The sequence below is a fragment of the Aeromonas popoffii genome (assembly GCF_000820025.1).
GTDB lineage: Bacteria > Pseudomonadota > Gammaproteobacteria > Enterobacterales > Aeromonadaceae > Aeromonas > Aeromonas popoffii.
This window is the reverse complement of the sequence record NZ_CDBI01000068.1, coordinates 1-10880: the sequence shown is the minus strand read 5'-3', so window position 1 is coordinate 10880 and position 10880 is coordinate 1. Positions and strand designations below refer to the sequence as shown.

Genomic DNA, 10880 nt, shown 5'->3' with positions numbered 1-10880 from the left:
AAACTTATCCACAGAAACCGCTTCCGGATTGCTAGAATGGCCGAAAACAAGGAGGCCAAGATGGACTTACGACTGAGACCCTACAAGGGAAAACGCCCGCAACTGGGCAAACGGGTGTATGTAGATCCCTGCGCGACACTGGTGGGAGATATAAAGCTGGCCGACGATGCCAGTATCTGGCCCATGGTGGCGGCACGGGGGGATGTGAACCATATCCGCATCGGCGCCCGCAGCAATATTCAGGACGGCACCGTGCTGCACCTGACTCGCAAGAGTGCCAGCAATCCTGACGGTTATCCGCTGCTGATCGGTGAAGATGTCACGGTCGGTCACAAAGCGATGCTGCACGGCTGCACCATCGGCAACCGGGTGCTGGTCGGCATGGGGGCCATCATTCTGGATGGGGTAGTGGTCGAGGATGATGTGATGATCGGCGCGGGCTCGCTGGTGCCGCCGGGCAAGCGGCTCGAAGCCGGCTTCCTTTATATGGGCAACCCGGTCAAACAGGCCCGGGCGCTCAAGCCCGCCGAGATTGCGTTTCTCAAAACCTCGGCCGACAACTATGTCCTGCTCAAGGATGAGTATCTGCAAGAGACCTTATAGGATCGGCAGATAGAGGAAGCCCGGCATGATGCCGGGCTTCGCTTCTTATATAGCTATATAGCAGTTCAGAACGGCTGGCTGGAAATCAGTGGGCCTGATCCCAGTTATCGCCGGTGCCAGCTTCGACCAGCAGGGGCACATGCAGTTCGGCTGCGGCCGACATCTTCTCCTTGATGATGGTGGTGTACTCCTCCAGCTTCTCTTCGCGGATCTCGAACACCAGTTCATCGTGCACCTGCATCAACATGCGGATCGACTCATCCTCGATACCGCGGATCCAGCTGTCCACATTGATCATGGCGCGCTTGATGATATCGGCAGCCGTCCCCTGCATCGGGGCGTTGATGGCGGCCCGCTCGGCAGCCTTGCGCAAACCGGCGTTGCGGGACTTGATGTCCGGCAGATAGAGGCGGCGGCCAAACAGGGTCTCGACATAGCCCTGGGCTTCCGCTTGCTGGCGGGTGCGCTCCATATATTCCAGCACGCCCGGGTAGCGTTCGAAGTAGAGGTCCATGTACTTCTGCGCTTCGGCGCGACCGATCCCCAGCTGTTTGGCCAGGCCAAAGGCGCTCATGCCATAAATGAGGCCGAAGTTGATCGCCTTGGCGCTGCGACGCATGTCGGTGGTAACCGCATCGAGCGCGACCCCGAACACCTCGGCGGCGGTTGCCTTGTGGATGTCCTTGCCCTCGGCGAACGCGGTCAGCAAACCCTTGTCACCGGAGAGGTGCGCCATGATGCGCAGCTCGATCTGGGAGTAGTCCGCCGCCACCAGCTTGTAACCGGCGCTCGGAATGAAGGCCTGACGGATCCGGCGCCCCTGCTCGTTGCGCACCGGGATGTTCTGCAGGTTGGGGTCAGACGATGACAAACGACCCGTGGCCGCCACCGCCTGATGATAGGAGGTGTGTACCCGCCCGGTCTGGGGCTTGATCATCAGCGGCAGCTTGTCGGTATAGGTGGACTTGAGCTTGGCCAGAGTGCGGTGCTCCATCAAGAGACGCGGTAACTCGTAGGTCTCCGCCAGCTCGGCCAGCACCTCTTCTGCGGTGGACGGCGCTCCCTTGGGGGTCTTCTTGATGATCGGCAGACCCAGCTTGGTGAAGAGGATCTCCCCCAGCTGCTTGGGCGAGGAGAGGTTGAACTCCTGCCCGGCCAGATCATGGGCCTGACGCTCCAGTTCGGCCAGACGCAGCTCTATCTCCTGGCTCTGCTGGTGCAGCAGCTTGGGATCGATAGTGGTCCCGAGCAACTCCATCCGCGCCAGTACCGGCAGCAGCGGCAGCTCGATTTCGCTGAATACCTGGCACAGGCCAGGCACGGCTTCCAGTTGGCCCCACAGGGTCGGGTGCAGACGCAGGGTGATATCGGCATCTTCCGCCGCATAGGGGGCTGCCTGCTCCAGCTCAATCTGGTTGAAGGTGAGCTGCTTGACCCCTTTGCCAGCGATATCTTCAAAAGAGGTGGTTTCGACCCCGAGGTAACGCTTGGCCAGCGAATCCATGTCGTGACGACTGGCGGTAGAGTTGAGCACGTAGGATTCGAGCATGGTGTCGTAGGCGATACCTTGCAGGTCGATGTTGTGGTTGAGCAACACGTTGCGATCGTACTTGAGATTCTGCCCCACCTTGAGATGGGTCGGGTCTTCCAGCAGCGGCTTGAGCTTGCCCAGTACCACAGCCTCGCTCAGCTGCACCGGCGCCCCGAGATAGTCATGCCCAAATGGCACATAAGCAGCTTTGCCCGGTTCCACCGCGAAGGAGACACCGACGATCCGCGCCTCCATATAGTCAAGACTGGTGGTTTCGGTATCGAAGGCGAACAGTGGTGCGCCCTGCAGTTGGGCCAGCCAGCCGTCAAACTCGGCTTCGTCCAGAATGCAGTGGTAGTCGGTTTCGATGGCGGCAACCGGAGCGGCGCTGTCATCGCCAGCCTCTTCCTGTCCAGCACTCACTTCACCACCGGACTCCAGCTCCTTGATCAGGTTGCGCAGCTCGTATTCGCGGTAGACCGCCAGCAGGGACTCCTTGTCGACCGGTTTGAGCAGCAGCTGTTCCAGACTCTGCTCCAGCTCGACATCGGTCTTGATGGTGGCCAGAACATAAGAGAGGCGCACCTGCTCCTCCTGCTCGCGGAACTTGTCGGCGAACGCCTTGGAGCCACGGAAACCGAGCGCGGCCACCTTGTCGAGGTTGGCGGCAATCTCGTCTATGCTGCCGATCCCCTGCAACAGGGCCAGCGCCGTCTTCTCGCCGACGCCTGTCATACCGGGGATGTTGTCTACCTTGTCACCCATCAGGGCCAGATAGTCGATGATGAGCTCCGGCGGCACGCCAAACTTCTCGATCACCCCTTCCCGATCGGTCTTCACATCTTTCATGGTGTCGATCAGGGTGACATGGTCGGAGACCAGCTGCGCCATGTCCTTGTCACCGGTACTGATCAGCACCGGCAACTGCTTCTCGGTCGCCTGGCGGGCCAGGGTGCCGATCACGTCGTCCGCCTCGACGCCTTCAACCATCAAAAAGGGGAAACCCATCGCCTTGATCATCTGATGGATGGGGGCGACCTGACTGCGCAGATCGTCCGGCATGCTGGCACGGGTCGCCTTGTACTCGGGATAGATGTCGTCGCGGAAGGTCTTGCCCTTGGCGTCGAACACTACGGCCACATGGCAGTCAGGGTATTGCTTGCGCAGGCTGCGCATCATGTTGGCCATGACACGGACGGCGCCGCTCGGCAAACCGGTCGATGTACGCAGATCGGCCTGCTGGGAGGCGAAGAAGGCACGGTAAAGATAAGAAGAGCCGTCGACCAGAATAAGGGGGGTGCTAGGGGCCATGAAATCGTCCTGCCAGAGATAAACAGCCGCTAGGATGCCACAGGGCCCCCCTCACACCAAGGGGAGCTGCAGCCCCATAAACGGGCAGCCAAAGGGACTCAAGCTGTGGATAAGTCTGTGTTCAAAAATGGGGGGCAGTATGATCGACCGTGATAAAACTGTGCACAAAAATATAAAAAGCCATATAAAACAGCAAACTAAGACATAGAAAACCGATCATGAGACTGTTGAAATGATCTCGATCAATGTGGAAAAAGATTTAAGGGAGTAGGTACGGCAGGATCCAAAACTAAACAATCCTAGCACAGCAAGATGACTTGACCAGCGGATGGCGAGCGATAACCATACAAAAGTACAACAATCCATCTTGGCTCACATTTTCAACAACGAGGGGTTTGCCATGAAAAAAGTGGCCGTGATTTTGAGTGGCTGTGGCGTCTTTGATGGTGCCGAAATCCATGAGGCCGTCATCAGCCTGCTGGCGCTGGCCCGCCAGGGTGCCACCACCCAATGCTTCGCACCGAACGTGGCGCAGCTCCATGTTATCAATCACCTGACCGGAGAAATCAGCGAGGGGGAGAGCCGTAACGTGCTGGTCGAAGCCGCTCGCATCTGTCGCGGCCAGATCAGGGATGTGGCCGAGCTGGATGCGGCCGACTATGATGCCCTGCTGGTGCCAGGTGGCTTTGGCGCAGCCAAGAACCTGTGCGACTTCGCCACCAAGGGCGCCGGGTGCCAGATCCAGCCGGATGTGCTGAAAGCCTGTCAGAGCTTTGCCAATGCCCACAAGCCGGCGGCCTACATCTGCATCGCACCGGCCATGATCCCGCTCATCTATGGCGCCGGCACTCTGGCCACCATAGGCCATGACGAAGGGACAGCCAACGCCATCGAGGCCATGGGCGGCAGCCACCTCAACTGCCCGGTCAACGAGTTCGTGGTGGATCAGGAGCGCAAGGTGATCTCCACCCCCGCCTACATGCTGGCCAACAATATTGTCGAAGCGGCGGACGGCATCGAGAAGACGGTCAAACAGCTGCTGGCACTGTAATCCGCACCCCGCCAAAAACAGACGGGCCGCTCATGGAGCGGCCCGTTTTCAATTCTGCCTGAAGGCGATGAATTAGATGGTTTCGCCCATCTGATCCATCTTGCCCAGCAGGGCACGCAGACGTTCCTGCCAGGCAACATGTTCGTTGCGCAGCTGATGGTTTTCGTCTTGCAGCTTGCCGTTTTGCTCTTTCAGCTCGTCCAGCTCCATCTTCAGCAGAGAGATGTTGTCGACGGCGGATTGTACTTTGGATTCGAGTTGCTCAAGGACTTCTAGTGACATATGCATACCTGTATGTTCAATTGCGATGCCCCACAGAGGGCGATTCAAGCGCGTGAAGCCAGCATACCCCGAGGGCATCAGCACAAACAAGCCAGTGCGCTGTAAAATGCGCCTTCCATAGATGTATTGCCTAAATATGCGTCTGTTTTTCTCGCATCCTGCGCCCGAGTCGCGACAACACACTGAACTATGCGTAAACGGCCCCACCAACAGAGCATCATTGGCGCCATCCTGATGGAACCGCCCTTATCCATGCAAGGCGATATAGGCCCCCAGTAACAGACAGGCGACAGCGTACATCAGCAGGCCATAGAGCAGGTTCCAGCGCAGGATCAATCCGGCACTCAGGTTGTAACGGGAGGCCAGTGCCAGATTGGATCCGGAGAGCGGGCTGGTGCCGGTCGCCAGCCCCCACCCCAGCAAGAAGCACATGCCAAGCAGGCTGGGATCCGGCGCCAACGGCCACAACAGCGGCGCCAGCCCGGAGATGCTGATGAGCGGATGCACCCCGACGATGGCCACCAGCAGGATCAGCAACAGGGTGAGCGAGGACTCCAGCCAGCCGAAGTGGTTAAAGAGCGGCAGCCCGTGCTCGCCACCGAGTTCGAGCACCGACAGCGCACTGTTGATACCGGCGGCCAGCAAACCGGCCCCCAGAAACAGCACCAGCTGACCGCCGATGGCCGGGAAGCGCTCCAGCACCTGTCGCTTGAGCGCCGCCTTGCGTCCGACCCTCGGCATAAAGAGCAGCGCCAGCACGGGTGCCACCAGAGCGATCACAGCCAAAATGCCGAGCGATGGCCAGATCTGCTTGATCAGCAGCACCAACAGCGCCAAGGCCACTGGCAGCCCAAGGGTCTGCAACCGCAGCGGGTAACCAGCAAAGTCTTCAACCCCGAGTCGCTCCACCTGCCAGGCAGTCAGTCCCATCGCCAGCAGCGCGGCAACCACGCCAAACGGCAGTATGCTCGACAATTGCAGGCCAGGGGCATAGGTGAGCGCCACCGCCATGGCGACAAAGAAGGGGGACCAGAAGGCCGCGGCACAAAAGATCCGGCTCAGCACCATCACTTGGCGCCGCTCCAGCGTGCCTGCACGCTCCAGCCGATCGCCAATGATGAACAGCACAGAGAGGTTGATGACAGCCCCCAGCAGGTTAAGGCTGGCCATGGTGCTCCACAGCCCCTTGCGACCTGACCAGGAGGCAGTGCCGGTCAGCAAGCCTGACGTCGCCAGGTTGAGGGTACTCACTGCGGCAAACATGGTGAGCATGTTGATGTTGGGCAGCAGCCAGGCGCCCGGGTTGAGGCTCGAGCCCCGCCACCAGGAGAAGATCAGCAGCAACAGGGCGGCACCATAAAGGGCCAGCGCCTGCCGCTTGGCGGCTCCCACCAGCCAGGGCCAGGTGAGCAGTGATGCCCCCCAGGCCGCAATGGCCGCTGGCCAAGGGGAGAGTCCCAGATAGAGATGAAGCAGGTTGAGCAGCCACATCCCCAGGATCAGGTAACCTGACCAGCGTTTGGCCATCGAATCGTCTCGGTCAGGGGATCAGAGGCACTGATCCATATCCAGCGAAGGCTTGTCGCACTCCGGGCGGCCCACTATCTTGGCCGGTACGCCAGCCACTGTGGTGTGCGGTGGCACTGGGTTGATCACCACGCTGCCGGCACCTATCTTGGCGCCCCTCCCCACTTCAATATTGCCGAGCACCTTGGCGCCCGCCCCTATCATCACCCCCTCGCGGATCTTGGGGTGGCGATCACCGCCCTCCTTGCCGGTACCACCCAGGGTCACGCTCTGCAGGATGGAGACATCGTCCTCTATCACCGCCGTCTCGCCGACCACTATGCCGGTGGCATGGTCAAACATGATGCCCTTACCGATCCGCGCCGCCGGGTGCACGTCGACCCCGAACACCACGGAGATCTGGTTTTGCAGGTAAAGCGCCAGCGAGCGACGACCCTGACGCCACAGCCAGTTGGCAACCCGATACCCTTGCAGGGCATGAAAGCCCTTGAGGTAGAGCAGCGGGGTGGAGAAGAGATCGACCGCAGGGTCACGCTCCTGCACGGCGCAGATGTCGGCCGCCACTGCCGCCAACAGATCGGGCTCGCTGCGCAAGGCCAGCTCGATCACCTCGCGCAGGGCGATGGCTGGCATGGTGGCGCTGTCGAGCTTGTTGGCCAGCTGAAAGCTGAGGGCCGAGCACAGGTTCTTGTGATTGAGAATGGTGGAATGAAAGAAGCTGGCCAGCATGGGCTCTTCGGTCACCATGCATGCCGCTTCTCGCTCAATTTTTTGCCAGGTTTTGGCAACCAGATCATCCATGTTACAGCCTACTGTTGTTCTGATGGAGTGCCTTGCTGTTCCTGGTGCACCACAGAGATGGGGTCCATATGAATAATTACATCCATGCGCTCAAATTCCTGACGCACCGCCAGTTCGGCTTCATCGGCGATCTGATGGGCCTTAATCAGAGGGAGCTGATCATCCAGCTCCAGATGCAACTGCACGAAGCGGGTCGGACCGGATTGACGGGTACGCAGATCATGCACCCCGTGGACACCTTCGACTTCACAGCAGAGAGCCATTATTCTCGCTTGTTCTTCGGCTGGCAACTGACGATCGAGTAGCGCCTGCACCGACTCATAACCGATATGGATGGCGCCCCACAGCAGGAACAGGCCGATCAGGATGGCAAACAGGCCATCGGCCCAGAACCAGCCCCGCCCCGCCAGCACCAGCGCCAACAAAACGCCGCCATTGAGCAGCAGGTCGGAACGGTAGTGCAACATGTCAGCCTTGATGGCCACACTGTTGGTCTTGCGGATGACAAAACCCTGGAAACTGACCAGCAGCAGGGTCAGCACGATAGAACCGCCGCTGACCCAGAGGCCCGCTTCGAGCCGCAGTATGGGTGCCTGGTTAAGCAAGGAGGAGATGCCGTGCATCACCAGCAGCAGGGCCGAGCCCGAAATAAACGCAGACTGGATGAGCCCCGCCAGCGACTCCGCCTTGCCGTGGCCGAAGCGGTGCTCGTCATCGGCCGGGGCCAGCGCATAGCGAATGGCCAGCAGGTTGATGATGGAAGCGCTGACATCCATGAGGGAGTCGGTGAGCGACGCCAGCAGACTCGATGAATCCGTCATGAGCCAGGCGATCAGCTTGCCGGTGATCAGCACAGTAGCCGTGGTAACGGCGGCCATGCTGGCCAGCGTCACCCAGCGGGAATATTGTTGATGGCTCAAAACCGGCTTTCCTCTTGCGGTTAAAAATCTATTATACCCTGACCCCTGCGCCGGCTTGGCGTGAAAAATCAGCGGAATGACTATCAGATGCACAAAATACTCCTGGTCGACGACGATCTCGAGCTGACCCAGCTGCTCACCGAAATTCTGACTCTGGAAGGCTTCCAGGTCACCGTCGCCGAAGATGGCGAAGAGGGGTTGCAGCGACTGGCAGAGCAGGACTTCAACCTGGTGCTGCTGGACGTCATGATGCCCAGGCTCAACGGCTTCGCCATGCTGTCCAGGCTGCGCACGACCCACGACACGCCGGTGCTGATGCTGACTGCCCGTGGCGACAGCCAGGACAGGGTCAACGGGCTGGAAGCCGGGGCCGACGACTATCTCGCCAAGCCATTTGACGACAGGGAGCTGCTGGCCCGGGTGCGCGCCATACTGCGCCGGACCCAAAATGCCCAGCCCCAGCGCGGCGGCATCTCCGAAGAGCTCCGCTTCATGGATCTGGTGCTGCAACCCGGCCTGCAACAGGCAAGCAGCGGTGATCAGCTGCTGGAGCTCACCGCCACCGAATTCGGGCTGCTGGAGTGCCTGCTGCGCAACCCCGGCCAGATCATCAGCAAGGGCCATCTCTCCGAGCAGGTGCTCGGCAAGAAGCTGGAGCCCTTCGATCGCGCCATCGATATGCACCTGAGCAACCTGCGCAAGAAACTGCCGGAGCGTACCGATGGCCAGCCCCGCTTCAAGACGGTGCGCGGACGCGGCTATCTGTGGCTGGAACAGGCATGAGCACGGCCCGTACCTTCAATGGCCTCTCCACCCAGATCTTCCTCTGGTTCTGGCTCATGCTGCTGGTGGTGCTGGCGGCCGTCGTGATACTGCCAACCCTGGATCCCCGCAACATCATCCCCTTGCCGGCGCATGAGATGACCCGGATGAACAACAATCTGAAGGCGTTGCAGAAGGGGGCGGATCCCGCGCAGGAGTTCGATCTGGTCCAGGCCATAGAAGCGGCGGGCCTGCTGCCGGTAGACAACATCTATCTGCGCGATGCAACAGGCCAGATGCAATCCACTACTCACCTGAGCAAGTTCGTGGTCCGCTTCATGCTCGATTCGGACAACCCGGCCAAGCCCATGCTGGGCAGCGAACACCAGCAGGCCATCGCGGGCCCCTTCCAGATGGAACATCGCGGCCAGATCTATCACGTCTACTTCGGCCTCAATGTCGAAAACTCCTATCTGTTCCTGTTCATCCAGATCCTGGATCACCCGGTTCAGATCCTGGGCATCGCCATGCTGGTCAGCACCCCGCTCTGCCTGCTGCTGGCCTGGCGGCTGACCCGCCCCATACTGCAGTTGCAGCGGTCTGTCTCCCAGCTGGCGGAGGGCAACCTGGAGATGCAGATCCCCAACCTGGGGCGGCGTGACGAGATCGGCCAGCTGGCGGATCACGTCAGCCACATGGTCGATACCCTCAAGAACATGATCCAGAAGCAAAAGCAGCTGTTGTCCGACATCTCCCACGAGCTGCGTAGCCCGCTTACCCGCATCCAGCTGGCGCAGGCGCTGATCCGTCGCAAGCAGGGGGACAGCAGCGAGCTGGCCCGGATAGAGTCAGAGATTGGCCGGCTCGACAAGCTGATCGGCGACCTGCTCGACCTGTCGCGGGTGCAGCAACACGTGGAGGTGCCTGTGGTGATGCCGCTGGCGGAGTTGCTGGAGCCCATGCTGGACGACGCCATGTTCGAGGCCAACCAGAGCGGCAAGCAATTACGTCTGCCGCCCCTGCCGACCGAGTCGATCCGGATGTGGCCCGAGCTGCTGGTGCGGGCGCTGGAGAATCCGCTGCGTAACGCGCTCAAGTACTCACGCGAGTTCATCAAGGTGGACTGGTATCGGGAAGGACGGGAGTGGGTGATGACCATACGCGACGATGGCCCCGGCGTGCCGGTGGATCAGCAGGCCCAGCTGTTCCTGCCCTTCTTTCGGGTGGATGATGCCCGCAATGCCAAGACTGGCGGCACCGGGCTCGGGCTGGCCATCGCCTCGGAGGCGATCCAGCGTCACGGTGGCACCATACGCGCCAGCAGCAACCAGCCGGCCGGACTGACCATTACCATCCGCCTGCCCATCGGCTGAGTCACCTCTTTTCATCCACCCGGGCGCTGGGTATGCTGGCGCCCCTTTCGGCCCAATCTAGACTCCCATCAGGATCCCGCCATGCTCGACATAGTACTTTACCAACCGGAAATCCCGCCCAACACCGGCAACATCATCCGTCTCTGCGCCAACACTGGCTACCGGCTGCACCTGATAGAGCCGCTGGGTTTCGAGTGGGATGACAAGCGGGTGAAACGGGCCGGGCTCGATTATCACGAGTTTGCCGAGGTGAAGCGCTGGCCTGACTATGACGCCTTTCTGGCAGAAGTGGCGCCCACGCGGGTATTCGCCTGCACCACCAAGGGCAGTACCGCCCATTCGGCCGTGCAGTTTGCCGCCGGCGACGCCATGCTGTTCGGCCCTGAGAGCCGTGGCCTGCCTGCGGACCTCATCGAAAGCCTACCGTTCGAGCAGCGGCTGCGCATCCCCATGCTGCCCCAGAGCCGCAGCATGAACCTCGCCAATGCGGTGGCGGTGTTCGTGTATGAGAGCTGGCGCCAGCTGGGCTATGAGGGTTCTTAGCAGCAACCGAGTGCTGCGGACCCTGTGATGAGGGGCCTCACCGGCCCGCCCTGACAACAGGATCCTGCCCGCCGGGCTATGACGGCTCGCCTTCGGCCTGTTCCAGGTCGTGGGGTGAGTGCAACAGGCGGCCATCACGCTCCAATTGCCAGCACAGCCACCCCAGCGTCAGACCC

10 protein-coding genes are annotated in these 10880 nt (G+C 60.7%); 5 read left to right on the top strand and 5 right to left on the bottom strand.

The window, feature by feature from the left end:
* The first annotated feature begins 60 nt into the window (after positions 1-60).
* Positions 61-603, top strand: coding sequence for a gamma carbonic anhydrase family protein (locus tag BN1129_RS14610; RefSeq protein ID WP_042037450.1), 543 nt, complete (start codon positions 61-63; stop codon positions 601-603).
* Between the two features lie 85 nt (positions 604-688).
* Here the strand turns inward: BN1129_RS14610 and polA are convergent, their stop codons facing one another.
* A complete protein-coding gene (gene polA / locus BN1129_RS14605; RefSeq protein WP_042037448.1) occupies positions 689-3445 on the bottom strand; it encodes a DNA polymerase I in 2757 nt (918 codons plus the stop codon).
* Positions 3446-3845: 400 nt separating this feature from the next.
* On the opposite strand from polA, the gene elbB reads away from it, so the two are divergent.
* On the top strand, positions 3846-4496 hold the full coding sequence (gene elbB / locus BN1129_RS14600; protein WP_042037449.1) for an isoprenoid biosynthesis glyoxalase ElbB: 651 nt from the start codon (positions 3846-3848) through the stop codon (positions 4494-4496).
* Positions 4497-4568: 72 nt separating this feature from the next.
* On the opposite strand, the gene BN1129_RS23865 is transcribed toward elbB, so the two are convergent.
* The 4 genes from BN1129_RS23865 to fieF form a co-directional block, all read right to left on the bottom strand.
* Positions 4569-4778: a cell division protein ZapB gene (locus BN1129_RS23865; protein ID WP_042037447.1), complete on the bottom strand. Its 210-nt coding sequence runs from the start codon at positions 4776-4778 to the stop codon at positions 4569-4571.
* A gap of 246 nt (positions 4779-5024) precedes the next feature.
* Positions 5025-6305: a hypothetical protein gene (locus BN1129_RS14590; protein WP_042037446.1), complete on the bottom strand. Its 1281-nt coding sequence runs from the start codon at positions 6303-6305 to the stop codon at positions 5025-5027.
* 21 nt (positions 6306-6326) lie between these two features.
* Positions 6327-7106 (bottom strand): serine O-acetyltransferase, encoded by a 780-nt coding sequence (gene cysE / locus BN1129_RS14585; RefSeq protein WP_042037445.1) that lies wholly within the window; start codon positions 7104-7106, stop codon positions 6327-6329.
* Between the two features lie 8 nt (positions 7107-7114).
* Positions 7115-8026 (bottom strand): cation efflux pump FieF, encoded by a 912-nt coding sequence (gene fieF, locus BN1129_RS14580; RefSeq protein ID WP_042037444.1) that lies wholly within the window; start codon positions 8024-8026, stop codon positions 7115-7117.
* An 87-nt stretch (positions 8027-8113) separates the two neighbouring features.
* Here fieF and BN1129_RS14575 point away from each other — a divergent pair, with 87 nt between their 5' ends.
* The 3 genes from BN1129_RS14575 (at position 8114) to trmL (ending at position 10704) form a co-directional block, all read left to right on the top strand.
* Positions 8114-8809 (top strand): response regulator, encoded by a 696-nt coding sequence (locus BN1129_RS14575; protein ID WP_042037443.1) that lies wholly within the window; start codon positions 8114-8116, stop codon positions 8807-8809.
* Positions 8806-10161 (top strand): ATP-binding protein, encoded by a 1356-nt coding sequence (locus tag BN1129_RS14570; RefSeq protein WP_042037442.1) that lies wholly within the window; start codon positions 8806-8808, stop codon positions 10159-10161. Before BN1129_RS14575 ends, BN1129_RS14570 begins: the two co-directional genes overlap by 4 nt.
* 81 nt (positions 10162-10242) lie before the next feature.
* Entirely contained in the window at positions 10243-10704 is a 462-nt protein-coding gene (trmL, locus tag BN1129_RS14565; protein ID WP_042037441.1) for a tRNA (uridine(34)/cytosine(34)/5-carboxymethylaminomethyluridine(34)-2'-O)-methyltransferase TrmL, read from the top strand.
* The last annotated feature ends 176 nt before the right edge of the window (positions 10705-10880 follow it).

Coding starts and splice junctions, on each gene's coding strand:
- BN1129_RS14610 (WP_042037450.1), top strand. CDS start 61: ATGGACTTACGACTGAGACCCTACAAGGGAAAACGCCCGCAACTGGGC.
- polA (WP_042037448.1), bottom strand. CDS start 3,445: ATGGCCCCTAGCACCCCCCTTATTCTGGTCGACGGCTCTTCTTATCTT.
- elbB (WP_042037449.1), top strand. CDS start 3,846: ATGAAAAAAGTGGCCGTGATTTTGAGTGGCTGTGGCGTCTTTGATGGT.
- BN1129_RS23865 (WP_042037447.1), bottom strand. CDS start 4,778: ATGTCACTAGAAGTCCTTGAGCAACTCGAATCCAAAGTACAATCCGCC.
- BN1129_RS14590 (WP_042037446.1), bottom strand. CDS start 6,305: ATGGCCAAACGCTGGTCAGGTTACCTGATCCTGGGGATGTGGCTGCTC.
- cysE (WP_042037445.1), bottom strand. CDS start 7,106: ATGGATGATCTGGTTGCCAAAACCTGGCAAAAAATTGAGCGAGAAGCG.
- BN1129_RS14575 (WP_042037443.1), top strand. CDS start 8,114: ATGCACAAAATACTCCTGGTCGACGACGATCTCGAGCTGACCCAGCTG.
- BN1129_RS14570 (WP_042037442.1), top strand. CDS start 8,806: ATGAGCACGGCCCGTACCTTCAATGGCCTCTCCACCCAGATCTTCCTC.
- trmL (WP_042037441.1), top strand. CDS start 10,243: ATGCTCGACATAGTACTTTACCAACCGGAAATCCCGCCCAACACCGGC.